This is a genomic window from Bradyrhizobium sp. 23 (assembly GCF_023073295.1).
In the GTDB taxonomy this organism is placed as follows: Bacteria; Pseudomonadota; Alphaproteobacteria; order Rhizobiales; family Xanthobacteraceae; genus Bradyrhizobium; species Bradyrhizobium canariense_D.
Window position 1 is genome coordinate 53,623 of sequence record NZ_JADPJF010000039.1, and the last position, 14,060, is coordinate 67,682.

Sequence of the window (14,060 nt, forward strand, 5' to 3'; positions counted from 1 at the left end):
CCTAAGCGGTGAGTTTAGCCGGGACGCACGGGGCGGCGGTGCGCGAACATTCCCGATTCGCGGCTAGTATGGCTCTAGCGACGACGCTTGCTCAGGTGCAGGTAGTTGGGATCGAACGCGGCGAACTGCTCAAGGCGCCGGCGGTCCAGGATAGTGAGCCGCTTGCCGGTCAGCGTGAGAAGACCATCATCCAAGGGCTGCTGCAGCATCCCGATTCACGTGGACGCTGGACAGGCCCAGCGTGTCCCCGAGCTCCGCTGCGTGGCCCGAAAATCGGAGCTGTCGCCGCTCGCTGCACCACGCTCGCGAGACGCAGGTGCAGTTCGCAGAACAGATGTGCTATCCGTCTGTCGGGAGGCCGCCTACCGATGCCGACCAGCCACTCGCGCATGACGGCCTCGTCGACGAGAGTCGCCCACCACAGCGCTCGAGTGAGCGTTCCGCCTCCCGATGTGAGTTCCTCGATGACGTGCCTCGGGAGGAAGGCGATCTGGCAAGGCGTGAGCGTGCCAATCGCATGATCCATCTCGCCGAGGATGGAGACGTGCAGATCGCAAATGTCGCCTGGCACAAGCCACGCCATGATCTGGCGATCGCCGCTCGGCAGGAGCTTGTAGCGGCACGCGAAGCCGGACAGGACCAGGTGAACGTCCGCGATGCGTCTTCGTAGCCCCGATCGTTCTTGCCTAGTAGGCCAGCTTGCTGAACTTCTCGCAATCCCCGTCCGACGGCTCCGCCCCGATCCTGATTTGCTAATGAAAGGTTCTACGTGATCCCTTTCGTGTCGTCGGGCGGTCGCAAAGCAACCCACGTTAGGGGGCCGCGGTGTGAAGTTCCGTTACAAGGGCTGATCACTGTTCTCTGAGCGCAGGCGCTGGTGCTGGGGGCATGCCGCCGCCTGGGGGAAGGGAGCTTCGAAGCTTTCTTCGGTCGCATCGCGGACTAATCCGCCGTCCATCCACCGTCGACGATAAGCGATGAGCCGGTCATTAGTGCAGACGCATCGGAGGCGAGAAACACGATCGCTCCCATCAAATCCTCGACCGTGCCCATGCGTCCCAGCTTAATCCTGGAAAGGACGTCCGCCTTGAAATCGGAGTCCTCGAACAAGCGTCTCGTCATTGGGGTCTCGATGAAGGTTGGGCACAGGGTGTTGACTCGAACGCCATGGGGAGCGAACTCAACTGCAGCCGATCGCGAGAACCCCTCTATAGCCCATTTGCTTGCACAGTAGATCGACCGGCGCGCCGCCCCGACGTGCCCCATCTGGGACGACATGTTGATGATCGAGCCGGAGCGGTTTGCCTCCATGAGCCTTTTGGCGACCGTCTGTACGACGAAGAATGCCGCCCGCACGTTGAGACCGATGACGGCGTCAAAATCGTCGACCGTCACAGCTACCATGGGCATCGGACGGTTGGTGCCGGCATTGTTGACTAGAATGTCAAAAGGCTCGCTGGATCTGATCTTCTGACACGCCTGCTCCACGTCCAGGACATCCAGAACCATGGTATCGGCCGACAAGCCTTGCGCGCGCAAGCTTCCACAGAGAACGTCGAGCTCGTCGCCGGTGCGGGCCGCAAGCGTGACGTGCGCTCCCGCAGTTGCCAAGGCGACAGCGGCCGCCTCCCCGATTCCCCTGCCAGCGCCGGTGACTAGGGCGCGCCTGCCATCGAGCCGGAATGAGGGTGTCTGTGGGAGAGATTTCATGAGCTGGGTCCTTGCACACTCGCGGAGGGAACCGGAGCGCGCTCGGGCGAAGTCGAGCTGAGCGCCTGTAGCTCCCACTCGAGCTCCTCAATCGTGCGCCCCTTTGTTTCGATTCCGAAAACCGCGAATGCCAGACCCGCCAGCGCGTACCAGCAGGCGAAGTAGATGAACGCGGTGGAGAACGAGATGCCGGAAGTTGCGGGAACGACATCCGACGACGCCCCGACGATGAACGCTAAGCCCATCGGGCCGATCACCTTGCCCAACCCACCGAAACCGTACGCGGCACCCATCCCGGTCGCTCTGAGCGCCGTAGGCCAGACTTCGGCCGAATACGGACCGACGACAGCAAACCCCCCTTCCCCGAACAGGAAGGCGAGCGCCAGCATTCCGACGAAAGCGACCAGGACCGAAGCCAGCGCATCGCCGAACAGAGCCGCGGCCAGCAGCATTGCCGCTGCGCCGAACGTGGAGATCAGTCCCGCGGGGCGCCGTCCCATCTTTTCGGATAGAACAGAGAAGCCGACTCGCCCGAGCAAGGCGGCGCTGGTCACGAAGATCATGTAGAACGCGGCGGAGGTAGGCGGCACGTGGAGAATCTGCACGAGCAACGTCGGCGCCCACAATGTGAGGCCATAGTAGCCGGTCTGCATCCCAAGGTTTAAAAGGAACGACAACGCGACGCTGCGCGGATATCTTAGCAGCGCGCCGAATCCAGGTATATTTTCGGGCGCGGTGTCTATTGTCGAAGGCAACTCGGACGGGTCGACCTCGATTGCCCACGCGACCGAGTTTCGGGCTTCAGACGCTCGACCGTTGCGCAGTAGCCATCGCGGGGATTCCGGTATCCAGACGCGCAAGAGAAGCGCCGCCGCACCGAGGCCGACGCAGATGCCCATAAGGCCACGCCAGCCGACCGTGGGAGCAACGAACGCGACCATCGCGGAGCCAAGCAAGAAGCCGAGCGGAACGGCTGCCGTCACGAGGCCGCTCACCTCCCCCCTTCGGGATGCCGGAACGAACTCCTGGATCAAAGGGAGGTCGACGCAATAGAGGCCGCCCGCGCCGAAACCGATGAGGAAGCGGAACCCAGTGAGATAGATCCAACCGTATTCGGCGCTATCCGGCGTGAACACCAAAGCGCCGGTACCCAGCGAAAAAAGAGCTAGCGTGGTCAGGAATACTCTTCGGCGGCCGATCCGATCGGCTAGCCATCCGAAGAACGCAGCTCCTGCCATCGCACCTAGTCCGGACGACAGCAGAATTATCGAGGATGCTCCGAACGTCAGCTTCCATGGCTTCGAAACGAAAGTCAGGACAAAGCCGATTAGGAAATAGTCCAGAAATTCGAGGACCAGTCCGAATGCGCCAGCAAATATCAGCTTCTTCTGATTGAACGTTAGGTCGGAGCGTTGATCAAGAGCAGACAGCATAATGCATCCCATCCCGCCTCGAGGGCGAACAAGTCATTGCGCGATTGATTGAATGGGCCAGGGGTCGACCCCCGGCCTCGACTTTGACGGCTACTCCGCAGCCCGGCCGTAAGGGACATTTCGGCCGCCATAGCGGCGAACACGCACGTTGGCTTGCTCGGCATGCCCGACAAAGCCTTCGAGCATGCACAAGCGCGAGCAGTATTCCCCGATCATAGCGGAGGCCGCGTCGGTCGTGACCCGCTGATACGTCACCGTCTTCATGAACTTGCCGACCCAGAGGCCGCCGGTATAGCGGGCAGCCTTGAGTGTCGGGAGAGTATGATTCGTTCCAATCACCTTATCGCCGTACGCCACGTTGGTGCGCGGTCCGAGAAAAAGGGCGCCATAGTTTGTCATGCGCTCGAGGAAATAATCGGGATCTCTCGTCATGACTTGGACGTGCTCCGAGGCGATCCGATCGGCTTCGGCGACCATCTCCTCGTCGCTTTCACACACGATAACCTCACCGTATTCCACCCAGGCCTTGGATGCGACGTCGGCCGTCGGCAGGATCCGGAGCAGCCTGCCTATCTCATTCATCGTATCCTGCGCGAGCTTGCGGGAGGTGGTTAGCAGGATCGCTGGAGAATTCGGCCCATGCTCCGCCTGGCCAAGGAGGTCGGTCGCGCACAACTCACCATCGACAGTGTCGTCCGCGATAACCAAGGTCTCGGTCGGCCCCGCAAAGAGATCGATTCCGACACGGCCGAAGAGCTGCCGCTTCGCTTCCGCCACAAAGGCGTTGCCAGGGCCGACGAGCATATCGACCGGCGCAATGGAGGCCGTTCCGATCGCCATCGCGCCGACGGCCTGGATGCCGCCCAGACAGTAGATCTCGTCGGCACCGGCAAGGTGCTGAGCCGCCACGATAGCGGGCGCGGGTCGCCCCTTATACGGCGGCGCGCACGTCACGATTCGGCTCACTCCGGCGACCTTGGCCGTGATGACCGACATATGGGCCGACGCCAGCAGAGGATACTTGCCTCCGGGCACGTAGCAGCCGACCGAGTTGACCGGTAGGTTCTTGTGTCCGAGAACCACGCCAGGGAGGGTTTCGACCTCCACGTCACGCATCGATTCCCTCTGGTGCCGCGCGAAGTTGCGGACCTGTTCCTGGGCGAACTTGATGTCGTCGATGTCCCGCTTGGACAGCTGACCGAGGCACCACTTGATCTCTGCCTCCGTAAGGCGATAGTAGCCCCGATCCCAGCCGTCGAATTTCGTGGAGAGCTCCCTGACTGCAGCGTCGCCGCGTTTTTCGATGTCGGCAAGAATTTCCTCCACCGACGCGCGGACCTTGGCCGCATCCTCGGCCCGGAGTGCCGCGTCGCGGCCACGCTTGAGATATTCAGCCATGTCGATCTGCCCCGTTACTTGATGGCTTGAGGATTGATCGGAGAGCCTGCCCCGCCAGGAAGGTGCAGCGGTGGCGCGCAAAAGAAGAACTCATAGACCTCGTCCTGTGCGCAATCCTCTGCCAGGTCCTTCACATAGAAGATCTCCCCCATCGAGATTCCCATCGCGGGAATCACGACCCAGTGCCACGGCTGATTGGCTTCCTTGGTTTCGTTGGGGCGCACCTCGCAGCCCCAAGTGTCCGAGCAGATCGCGGCAACGTCCCTCTCACGGAGCCAGAAACAGGTCTCGAAACCGAATCCCGGCGCGTTCCCTCCGGCGTAGCCCGACCAATCCTTCTTGGCGAGGCAGCGCTCCTGGTGACCGGTGCGGACGATCACGAAGTCACCCTTCTTGATCGCCACTTTCTGTGCTTCAGCGCAGCCTGTCAGGTCTTCGGACGTGATCGCGTAGCCATCATCCAAATGATCGACGCTCTTGAAACGGGCGACATCCAGAAGAACGCCGCGGCCGACCATCTTGTCGCGGACATGCTCGATGCCGAGCTTTTTCGCCCCTCGCACGTCGACGAGAGAAGCATCGTACCCGTTATACATTTTATCGTCGAGGAAGACGTGGCAAAGCGCATCCCACTGCGTTGACGCCTGACACGGCATGTTGATCGCGTCGTCCGCATACCGCAGGTAGGGAAACGGCTCATCCTGATTTCCGAGCTTCGCATCGGTGCCGGTCGCGAGCATCGTATGGATCGGATTCCATCGGCCACCGAATAGACCCGACTGAATAGGTTCCTTCAACGACAGCCCGAGGGAGAACACCTTGCCCTTACGGATAAGCTGCCCAGCGCCGACGATGTCGGTCGGCGTGACGTTGTTGAGAGTGCCTATCTGGTCGTCCGCTCCCCACCTGCCCCAATTTGAAATCTTGTCCGCGGCCTTCAGAATGGCCGCCCTGTCCAGCTTCACGATATCGCTCCCTCAAGCTTTGTTATCGTTTGATAACTTAGCGGCGCTGGCGCATTTGTTCAAGGGCATTCTCGCTATAAACCTATTGCTATACGTTATCCGTCGATTACTTAGCGATGACCGAGTCCGGCGGATTTATTGCGCTGAAGTAACCGCATGGGTATAAAGCTAATTCGAAGTTCCACGCTCGGAGCAGGCGCGAAGCTGCAGGCAAGACGATGAAGAAGAGCGACAAGCAAAAGCCGCTTGCCCGAAAGCTAAAAGGAAAAAAGGCTGCGGCGAAGCGGATGCGCTCGCCATCCCGCTCGTCGCAAACTACTACCCGCCTTCCGTTCGAAGAACGCCGTCGATTGATCGTAAAGAAGGCAGCCGAGTTCTTCGCGGAGTCAGGCTTCAGCGCCACGACGCGGGAGCTGGCGGAACACTTGGGGACCACGCAGCCTCTCATGTACAAGTACTTTAAGGGCAAGGAGCAATTGATTGACGAAGTCTACCGGAGCGTGTTCCTGGACGTGTGGAGCGACCACTGGGACGAGCTTTTGGTCGACAGGACGCAATCCATCGAAGCTCGATTGATTGAATTCTATATTAGCTACACAGACATCATCATGAACCGCGGTTGGATGCGGATGTACCTGTTCGCGGGACTTAAGAACGTTGGGATTACGAGTTCGTACATAAAGCTCGTCGAAGAACGCGTCATACGCCGCATCGCAATCGAGGTCTGTTTCGCTCGCGAGGTGGTCTTCGATTCGAGCAATGAAGCTCGCTATCTGGAGATAGCATGGGCTCTCCAGGGAAGCATTTTCTACTACGGGGTCAGAAAGCACGCATATGGGCTTGACCCTCACGTCGACAAGAACAGCCTGATCCGGGATACCGTCCACATCTTCCTTGGATCATGGCCATGCGATCGGAAATTGTCCTCATCAGCTTTGGAGGTCGTCTCTTAGGGGCACCTCTCAACCATATCCGGCTAAGAGGCGCATCTTCATTGAAGTCTCAGGCATGCTCGCCGGCATTCGCCCCTGAAAGCTCTCAGCACCTCGACAGGAAGTGCACCGGTCAAGTCATAGGTACCATTCGAACCATCGCCCTTTGCCAGCAGAGAGGGCGCGCACACTGTCGGGTGGTGCGAATGCGATAGCGAAGGCGCTCTGGAAGGCCTTTGGAGCGGGACCGCAAGCGCCGTCAAAACCACTTCGATCACGGTCGGTGCGCCACGAAACTTGGACATGGCGGTGCGCATCCGCTCCGTTGCCCCGAAGACAGGCCACGAGGTCACGTCGACCCTTCACCCGGCTTTCGACGCGACCCAAGTAGCGAGGCGCGAATTCACAGCCCCCGACTTCCGCCCAACGACATCCCCGAGACGGAAATGAGCTCGTTGACGTAGCTGCTTCTACGATGGTCTTGGCCCAATCGCTCGCTCTATGCGCGACCGCAAAGGGACGAAAGTCGGTTCGCAGCGCAATGCGACATCGTCCCACGTACGGGTGGAGAGCGAGCCGCAGTGCAATGGGATAGCAGGTGGACCCTCGCCTGCCCAACAACGGACGCGGATATCGAGGCGATCCTTCGCGCTGACGTGTTGCGATTGCGGCACCTTGAGATCGACAATCGCAATACCAACCCGATCGGCTATTGTCACCGACGACTCAGGATCCCAATCGTCCATCAATCCATTACTTAGGACACACTAAGTAATTCTGACGAGTGTAGAATGTCAATGGCCAAGAGACAGCGTCGTACACCGGAAGCAGCAAAATTTGCCATTCTCGATGCAGCAGAGCGGCGATTACACGACGACGGTCCTGAAGGCGTGCGCATCCAACGCATTGCAGCTGATCTGAACATCACGGACGCGGCCGTGCACTATCATTTCGGCACTCGCGAAGCGTTGATGGACGCCCTCCTCCGGCGCATCGGGCGGCGGCTGGTGGATGACATTGAATCTACCATTCAAAAATGGGCGCCTGACCAGATTGACGTCGCCGCGCTCGGTCGGCTTTTTCAGCGCACCTATGCTGATGAGCGAGCCGCGAAGCTCGCCCTCTGGCTTAGCGTCGCTGGCCACCGGCCAAAAGGATCGGGCATGCTCAAGCCGCTGGTCAAACGAGTTCATAGAGCGCGGCTCGAATCGGCCCGGAAGGCGAAGCGAACTGCGCCGCGGATCTCCAGCACCCAGTTCTCCATAGCCCTCTTGAGCGCTGCCCATATGCTTGCAGCGATGTCCGGCGAAGCCTTGATGGCAAGCGTTTCCGAAGATCCGGCTGGCCTTGACCAGCGCGACTTTCTCGACTTTGCAGTCAAGCTGATCGCTCGCCATCTTGCGGAGGGGTGACCAATCGCCAGCTTCGCAGAAATTCGAAATCCTGGCGCCGGGAATGCCAAAGCCGTACTGATCTTCCGCCGCGCTTTTCACAGCACCTTCCCGACATTTGTATCAAAGAGCCAAAGTTGCTGCGATCTCGCAACACGATCCGGCGGCCGGAGCCCGCTGAGCCGTGGCTGCGCCTGCACAAGGCTCCGCGAGCGATCCCCACCCTGTGCACGTTCAACATTGATGCGTAGACGATCGTGAACGGTTCGTGGAGTGTTCACGGCGAAGTGCGTGGACGCGAGCTTCGTCAACCTAGACTGACACAAGCCTCATCAAGGTTCTATCGTCGGCCACTTCCGGGGACCCGAGGCGGCATGGACCTCGCGCCAGCTTGGCGGCGCCACTCCGTTGGAGAGCGGTGTTGCTTCATAGATGCCCCTTGCGATGGCACGCGCGAGGCACTCGGCGGCCATCATTCCGATTTCGGTGAGGTCAGTGAGGTCGGCCGTTCGCGCGGACCGACCTGTCGTGGCCGCGAACACGATGTCCCCGTCCATCGGCGCGTGAGCCGGCCGTAGCGAAAGTGCAAACCCATCCTGGGCCATGATTGCGACGCGCTTCATCTGTGCCTTAGTGAGGGCCGCGTCGGTCACGACCACGCCGATGGTCGAGTTGGCCGGTGCGTTTCCCTTAACTCTCATTTGCAGATCTTCCCGGGTGGGTTCGCCGCCCTGCCCGAGGCCACCGAACTCCGCCTCGTGCTCGTATGGCGCCGCCCAAAAGTGCGGTCCCTTGCCGCGTGTGGCGCGTCCAACCGCGTTTACGCCGACCAGCGCGCCAACTCCGAAGCCGTTGGACGTAACCGCGCTTGCGGATCCAAGTCCACCTTTGAGGTCATAGGTGGTCAGGCCATAGCCAACGCCGGCCGTGCCGAGGGTGAACGTCGCAGCCGCGGTGCTCGCCGCCTGGTAGCCGAGATCCCAATAGGGTGGCCGGCGTCCCCAATCCTTGTTCCCGCCATTCGCCAGATCGAAAAGAATCGCGCCGGGGACGATCGGCACGCGCGCGGGGCCGACCGCTAGCCCTCGCCCGAGTTCGAGCAGGCGTGCCTGGACGCCACCGGGTGCATCCAGACCGAACGCCGAGCCTCCCGACAACACAATCGCGTCGACTGATGAGACCGTCATCTCCGGTTCGAGGAGGGCGCCGTCGCGAAGACCCGGCGCGCCGCCGTGTATTGCAATCGACGCAACAGCCGGCTGCTCAAAGAGAACGACGCTCACTCCTGAAGCGACGCGCTCGTCCTCCGCGTTTCCGACCAAGACACCGTCGATGTCCGTAATTAGATTCCTCATATCAGCTCCTGGCTTAGCCATCCTGTGCCGTGCAGTGTTCAACGTCTTCAAGCGTCATGCTCCGCAGCCGTCTGCCCCAAAAATCCCTCAAGGCGTTAGCCAGCTCACGCGGATTGTCTTCCTGCACGTTGTGGCCCGCTCCGGGGATGTTGAGCCACCGCCCATTGGGAAATCGCGCCGCGAAATCGTGTGCAGCCTCTTCGGTGACGATCAGACTATCGCCGCCCCTGGCCAACAGAAACGGCGCGGGCATCTGGTGGACTCGCACCTCGAAGCCGGCCAGATGACGCAAGATAGCGGCAAAATCGGTTGGACGGCGGCGGTCGTTCTTCCAGATCAGGCGGCCGTCGCTGCCACGCTTCAACAGGGCTCGCATTCGGTATTGCAGCCGCTGTGGATCGCTCTTCGGACTGGCGGCAAGCGCCATCTCGACGACTTCGTTAATCGTGGAGGCGCCACGAAAGTCGCTTATGAAGCCGCGCATCCGCGCGGTTGCGGCAAAGATCGGCCGTGAGACCACATCGACCATCGTGAGGCTCGCGGTGCGGTCCGGGTGGCGCAACGCGACCTCGCAAGCCACGATCCCGCCCAACGACATGCCGGCGAGGTGCGTGCGTTCGATCGCCAGTCCGTCGAGCACGGACACTACGTCGGTCGCACAACTTTCAATCGAATAGTCGTTCGCCCAATCGCTGGCGCCGTGGCCGCGCAGGTCGAGCGCCACGATCCGGAAATCCGCCCGGAGCCCAAGGGCGACATAATCCCAGGTGCGTGCCGTGAGGGCGCCACCATGGAGCAGCACCGCAGACGGTCCCTGACCGCCCCAATCGAGGGCTTGGATGTCCGGTCCGCTTGGCGTGCGCAGGCGCCGCGATCGCGGCGGCGCGAGATCGGTAAAAGCAACGCCGAGCCGGGTGGCAATGGCCGCCAGCGCTTCGGGATACCAATCCTCCATGGATATTTTCCTTACTTAGGGTATCCTAAGTAATCTCTACCCTGAGGGGATGTCAATGGCCACGCAACCGCGTCGAACCCGGCACGCCCCCAAGTCTGCGATCCCAGCTGCCGCCGAACGGCGACTGCACGACGAGGGCCCCAACGCACTGAATTGCGCATCAAAGCTCAGAAGCGTCGAAGTTACGCGCTGACCAACTTCGACGTGATGACACCAATACGTCAACTGGTCTCAGAGCGTGCTACGAGACTATTAATATAGCGCTCGAGGGTCGTCGTGCCTCGCAATGCCTCAGCAGGCATGTCGAACCCGTTATCGAGGCTCACTTCCGTCATCCTGGTGTAAGATAAAGCGGCCGCCTCCGAAAACCCGAGCCGCAGAAACGCATCATACCACTCCACCCGCGGCGTCACCTCAACATCTATTGGCCGTCCGAGCGCTTTGGAAAAGGCTCCCGCGACTTCTGCTGATGAATAACGCTTTGGGCCTTCCACATAGCGGACGCCCGCATCATCAGTGCCAGACAACAATCTATCCGCGGCAAATCGGCCGAGATCCTGCGGGGCAACCATTGGAATGGGGAGATCAGCGGGAAACATGCTCGGCAGCTTGCCAGTGCTACAAACGGTGTCGAGCAAGCTGTCCCAGTTGCTCATATAATATGCCCCTCTATTTATCGCAGCTGGGATCGACTGCTGCCGTAGGCCCTCTTCAAGCTGCCACAGCGTGCTCAAATCGCCGATCCGGTCGCCTGATTGCGCGCCGCCAGTTGACACCGCGACGACTTTTTCTAATCCCGACCCCGCCAGCGCGGCGAGAATGTTGGCTATGGTGCACCTCTCAACAGCGTCGGTATCTGTAGTAGGATCGGCAGGCGGGTTGAGAAGCAAGGCGCGGCGACCGCGGCGAAGTGCTGCGTGGAGCGACGAAACGTGGTTGACGTCCGCCTCAACAATCTCGGCTCCTTTCGCACGCCAGCCGCTTACGCGGCTGGGATATCGGGTGACAATTGTAACCGCCTTCCCTCGATTGAGCAGTATGTCCGCCGTTGCCGAGCCAACGTGTCCGGTGCCCCCCATGATGACATACATCTGCATTCCTCCGTTTCATCCGCTAGGGTAACTCTCACATGCTGGGGCAGTTTCTGGTGGATCCGCCGGGATGGCCCACCTGCGATTTTTGATAGGCAGCGTTCTTGATGCCCGGTGCGGACGATGACGAAATCGCCCTTGCGAATTTCGATGCCCTGTTGGCCGGCCGATGCGCGGGGGAGCGATAAACAGCGACTGGAGTCGTCGCAATCAAGCGCTTGATTGGCTCGCGCGAAAGATGCGCATCGCAAGTACCACGATGTTTGTAAAGCTCGTAGACCAGAAAACTCCCGCTATCGTCCTAAGCCCGATGAACATTGCAGGTGATCGCGCCTGGTTCATCGCGAGTCATTTCGACCAAGCTGCGCTTTATAAGCTCAACCTTCGCCATTTCGGACCGCCGGGCGCTCATCTCGGGCGAGTAGCAAGTACATCGCGGCTTCTTCCCGCTCTCGCCAATTTCGCTGAAAAATTGACACCGCCCCGCAAGGAAATATTGTAAAAATGCGGCTTTGTACGTGCCAGCGCAAGATGCCGCACAGGTGACCCCAATTTGAGTTCAGCAAAGGAGTGAATAAAATGTGCCTGATCGTAGAAGCCATGTGAAAGCACGACATCCAGCATGCGCGAAGACGGATCAAGCAATAGCTCGCGCACAACATGTTGAACTCGACTCAGCTTCCGAAACTCTACCGGTGTCTGGGCCGTTAGCGCTTTAAACCGACGCTCCAGTTCTCGTCGCGCCACGCCGCACCGTGACGCAAGTTTATCTATCGAAGCTGCAGCATGATTTTGATAGATCGCCGAGATGGCATTCTCGACAACCTCGTCCGAGCGCCTGTGCTGAAGTTGCTCAAGTAGGAAGTGCTGAATTGATTGCAATGCCGCGTCTCTCGAATGAGCATTGGACACATCGAGCGAGAGCTGACGGCCGCCGCTCTTCCAAAGCTCCGCCACAGACAGAGTTCCGTCGATTAGATCCCCGCCGGGCACATCGAGAAACCTGTGCATTCGTCCAGCTCGCAATCGCACGGCGATAAAGCCGACGTCGCCTTGAGGGCGTAAGTGAATAGGCCTTCGTCGCACGCAAATCAGGTGCGCATCGTCGAATGCATGATCCTCGCCATCTCGGCATTGAATAAATGGCGCGCGATAGTGAAAGAATATCTCCGCTCCGGTGCCGGGCAGCAAGGTCGGTAGCTCGACCACCTCTTGGCCGATACTTTCCCATCCCCACAAACGTTCGACGTAGGGGCGCAACGGAGCGATCGGGACGATATTGAACTTGTTCATGGCCGTCTCGCTCCTTACCCTCTCAATGCTTCGCTGGCTCCAGATTACCGGCGATCGCCTCTCGACGTAGTCACAATCCACCCCGTTTCGTATCAATTTAGCAGTATAGCGCTATGATCTACTGCAGCAATGCTGTTTGAGAATTTGTCAGGTGAAGTTGCAGATTGGTTCTCGACATCTTGGCCTGCGACGCACCACTCGAGTGGGATAGTCTTGGGCGAGGCAATTAGAAGGCATCAAAGTCGCTTGTCGCAATTTTACAATACAGAATGGCACCAACCCTGGAAGCTGTGGCACTAAGTACCGCCCCGGTTAGAGACGCTGGGCGATCTCATCATCAGAAGGCTACAATTCATGATCGCTGTTATTTTCGAGTCTTGGCCGGCTCCTGGAAAGAAGCAGAGCTATCTAGATATGGGTGCTGCCCTCTCCACTCATTTGGAGTCGCTGGACGGATTCATTTCGATCGAGAGGTTCCAGAGCGTCATAGATCCCGGAAAGCTGCTGGCTCTGTCGATCTGGCGGGACGAAGCAGCTGTCGACAATTGGCGACGGATTCAAGTTCACCGCGCTGTACAAGCGGGTAGCCGACGCGACGTTTTCAAGGATTACCGGCTCCGCGTGGCCACGGTCATACGCGATTATGGAATGTTTGATCGCAACCAAGCACCTGTGGACAGTCGTCATGTACACGACTGACACTTCTCAGGGAGGAGCGCCTGCGCAGAGCATCAACATGCCAGCTCGCGCGCTCAGCTTTTGTCGCTCTCTCCGACAGACCCGACCTCTCGAGGAACGATTCCAGCGCTTATAAACCTAGCGAATGCTTTGGGCAGCGAAAGTTGATTTGTCATTCTGCGTTTCCAAAAGCTCGCTTTGCGAGCAATCGCAGCCGCCACCTGGACTAGACGGCTTAATGCCGATGTGAATTGGCGGCGGCGCCTCACGGTTGCCGGCGAGCCGAACCGAAAGCCGGGCTGGACTATAGCACTCTGACAAGAGCTGGGGTCTCGAATCGGCAGGCTTGAGCCGCAAACTGGAGAAGCGAGATGGGTAAGCCGGAATTTGTCTACGTGACCTTCATCGACACGACACCTGAGAAACTGTGGCAGGCCCTGACGTCGAGCGATCTCGCGAAGCTCTATTGGTTCGGCGCGGAACTACGAAGCGACTGGAGAACTGCTTCGCCTTGGGCTCTAGTTATGAACGGCATCATCACCGAGACTGGAGAGATCCTCGAGGCCGATCGGCCACGGCGGCTATCCTACACATTCAAGCACGTCACCAATGAGGCTTACCGGAACGAGAAGCCATCGGCAGTGGGGTTCACACTCGAACAGCATGGCAGGCTGGTCAAGCTGACACTGACCCATGAAGGGTTTGCCGCTGGCAGCAAGCTGCTCGACGGCATCTCTAAGGGATGGCCTGCCATCATGTCGAGCCTCAAGAGCCTGCTAGAAAACGGCACCGCGCTTGAGATTCCAGTCTCGGCGCTCGGTTGAAGAACACCGGTGTCGCATGCATGGGACCTGCCAAT

General features: G+C 59.6%; 14 protein-coding genes. 5 read left to right on the top strand and 9 right to left on the bottom strand.

Annotation, left to right across the window (positions count from 1 at the left end):
• Nucleotides 1-74: 74 nt before the first annotated feature.
• Nucleotides 75-209 (bottom strand): hypothetical protein, encoded by a 135-nt coding sequence (locus IVB32_RS42760; RefSeq protein WP_256466567.1) that lies wholly within the window; start codon nt 207-209, stop codon nt 75-77.
• A 335-nt stretch (nt 210-544) separates the two neighbouring features.
• On the opposite strand from IVB32_RS42760, the gene IVB32_RS42765 reads away from it, so the two are divergent.
• Nucleotides 545-670 carry a hypothetical protein gene (locus tag IVB32_RS42765; protein ID WP_256466568.1) on the top strand — a complete coding sequence of 42 codons (126 nt, stop codon included), beginning with the start codon at nt 545-547 and terminating at the stop codon, nt 668-670.
• Between the two features lie 272 nt (nt 671-942).
• Here IVB32_RS42765 and IVB32_RS08835 read toward each other — a convergent pair whose 3' ends face one another.
• The 4 genes from IVB32_RS08835 to IVB32_RS08850 all read right to left on the bottom strand — a co-directional run bounded on the left by IVB32_RS08835 (nt 943) and on the right by IVB32_RS08850 (nt 5,506).
• Complete coding sequence (locus tag IVB32_RS08835; RefSeq protein ID WP_085360051.1) at nt 943-1,710, bottom strand: SDR family NAD(P)-dependent oxidoreductase; 768 nt, start codon at nt 1,708-1,710, stop codon at nt 943-945.
• Nucleotides 1,707-3,143 carry an MFS transporter gene (locus tag IVB32_RS08840; protein WP_247410189.1) on the bottom strand — a complete coding sequence of 479 codons (1,437 nt, stop codon included), beginning with the start codon at nt 3,141-3,143 and terminating at the stop codon, nt 1,707-1,709. The genes IVB32_RS08835 and IVB32_RS08840 overlap by 4 nt, the downstream gene beginning before the upstream one ends.
• 90 nt (nt 3,144-3,233) lie before the next feature.
• Nucleotides 3,234-4,541 carry a histidinol dehydrogenase gene (hisD, locus tag IVB32_RS08845; RefSeq protein WP_247410193.1) on the bottom strand — a complete coding sequence of 436 codons (1,308 nt, stop codon included), beginning with the start codon at nt 4,539-4,541 and terminating at the stop codon, nt 3,234-3,236.
• Nucleotides 4,542-4,555: 14 nt separating this feature from the next.
• On the bottom strand, nt 4,556-5,506 hold the full coding sequence (locus IVB32_RS08850) for a cyclase family protein (protein WP_018454756.1): 951 nt from the start codon (nt 5,504-5,506) through the stop codon (nt 4,556-4,558).
• Nucleotides 5,507-5,724: 218 nt separating this feature from the next.
• On the opposite strand from IVB32_RS08850, the gene IVB32_RS08855 reads away from it, so the two are divergent.
• Both IVB32_RS08855 and IVB32_RS08860 read left to right on the top strand, forming a co-directional pair.
• On the top strand, nt 5,725-6,459 hold the full coding sequence (locus IVB32_RS08855) for a TetR/AcrR family transcriptional regulator (RefSeq protein ID WP_085349467.1): 735 nt from the start codon (nt 5,725-5,727) through the stop codon (nt 6,457-6,459).
• A gap of 770 nt (nt 6,460-7,229) precedes the next feature.
• Complete coding sequence (locus tag IVB32_RS08860) at nt 7,230-7,850, top strand: TetR/AcrR family transcriptional regulator (protein WP_247410195.1); 621 nt, start codon at nt 7,230-7,232, stop codon at nt 7,848-7,850.
• Between the two features lie 311 nt (nt 7,851-8,161).
• Here the strand turns inward: IVB32_RS08860 and IVB32_RS08865 are convergent, their stop codons facing one another.
• The 4 genes from IVB32_RS08865 to IVB32_RS08880 all read right to left on the bottom strand — a co-directional run bounded on the left by IVB32_RS08865 (nt 8,162) and on the right by IVB32_RS08880 (nt 12,523).
• The gene (locus IVB32_RS08865) at nt 8,162-9,184 is read right to left on the bottom strand and encodes a P1 family peptidase (protein WP_018454759.1); all 1,023 of its coding nucleotides are present in this window, start codon (nt 9,182-9,184) and stop codon (nt 8,162-8,164) included.
• A gap of 13 nt (nt 9,185-9,197) precedes the next feature.
• Nucleotides 9,198-10,139, bottom strand: coding sequence for an alpha/beta hydrolase (locus IVB32_RS08870; RefSeq protein WP_018454760.1), 942 nt, complete (start codon nt 10,137-10,139; stop codon nt 9,198-9,200).
• A 221-nt stretch (nt 10,140-10,360) separates the two neighbouring features.
• Nucleotides 10,361-11,236: an NAD(P)H-binding protein gene (locus IVB32_RS08875; RefSeq protein ID WP_247410197.1), complete on the bottom strand. Its 876-nt coding sequence runs from the start codon at nt 11,234-11,236 to the stop codon at nt 10,361-10,363.
• A 402-nt stretch (nt 11,237-11,638) separates the two neighbouring features.
• The gene (locus tag IVB32_RS08880) at nt 11,639-12,523 is read right to left on the bottom strand and encodes a helix-turn-helix domain-containing protein (protein WP_018454762.1); all 885 of its coding nucleotides are present in this window, start codon (nt 12,521-12,523) and stop codon (nt 11,639-11,641) included.
• A 354-nt stretch (nt 12,524-12,877) separates the two neighbouring features.
• Between IVB32_RS08880 and IVB32_RS08885 the strand changes: the two genes are divergently transcribed.
• Together IVB32_RS08885 and IVB32_RS08890 are read left to right on the top strand one after the other, a co-directional pair.
• Nucleotides 12,878-13,222, top strand: coding sequence for an antibiotic biosynthesis monooxygenase (locus tag IVB32_RS08885; protein ID WP_018454763.1), 345 nt, complete (start codon nt 12,878-12,880; stop codon nt 13,220-13,222).
• Between the two features lie 350 nt (nt 13,223-13,572).
• Nucleotides 13,573-14,025: an SRPBCC family protein gene (locus IVB32_RS08890; protein WP_018454764.1), complete on the top strand. Its 453-nt coding sequence runs from the start codon at nt 13,573-13,575 to the stop codon at nt 14,023-14,025.
• Nucleotides 14,026-14,060 lie beyond the last annotated feature (35 nt).

What these genes read in the sequence shown, in the direction of transcription:
- IVB32_RS42760 (WP_256466567.1), bottom strand. Translation starts at nt 209, where the DNA reads ATGCTGCAGCAGCCCTTGGATGATGGTCTTCTCACGCTGACCGGCAAG.
- IVB32_RS08835 (WP_085360051.1), bottom strand. Translation starts at nt 1,710, where the DNA reads ATGAAATCTCTCCCACAGACACCCTCATTCCGGCTCGATGGCAGGCGC.
- IVB32_RS08840 (WP_247410189.1), bottom strand. Translation starts at nt 3,143, where the DNA reads ATGCTGTCTGCTCTTGATCAACGCTCCGACCTAACGTTCAATCAGAAG.
- hisD (WP_247410193.1), bottom strand. Translation starts at nt 4,541, where the DNA reads ATGGCTGAATATCTCAAGCGTGGCCGCGACGCGGCACTCCGGGCCGAG.
- IVB32_RS08855 (WP_085349467.1), top strand. Translation starts at nt 5,725, where the DNA reads ATGAAGAAGAGCGACAAGCAAAAGCCGCTTGCCCGAAAGCTAAAAGGA.
- IVB32_RS08860 (WP_247410195.1), top strand. Translation starts at nt 7,230, where the DNA reads ATGTCAATGGCCAAGAGACAGCGTCGTACACCGGAAGCAGCAAAATTT.
- IVB32_RS08865 (WP_018454759.1), bottom strand. Translation starts at nt 9,184, where the DNA reads ATGAGGAATCTAATTACGGACATCGACGGTGTCTTGGTCGGAAACGCG.
- IVB32_RS08870 (WP_018454760.1), bottom strand. Translation starts at nt 10,139, where the DNA reads ATGGAGGATTGGTATCCCGAAGCGCTGGCGGCCATTGCCACCCGGCTC.
- IVB32_RS08875 (WP_247410197.1), bottom strand. Translation starts at nt 11,236, where the DNA reads ATGCAGATGTATGTCATCATGGGGGGCACCGGACACGTTGGCTCGGCA.
- IVB32_RS08880 (WP_018454762.1), bottom strand. Translation starts at nt 12,523, where the DNA reads ATGAACAAGTTCAATATCGTCCCGATCGCTCCGTTGCGCCCCTACGTC.
- IVB32_RS08885 (WP_018454763.1), top strand. Translation starts at nt 12,878, where the DNA reads ATGATCGCTGTTATTTTCGAGTCTTGGCCGGCTCCTGGAAAGAAGCAG.
- IVB32_RS08890 (WP_018454764.1), top strand. Translation starts at nt 13,573, where the DNA reads ATGGGTAAGCCGGAATTTGTCTACGTGACCTTCATCGACACGACACCT.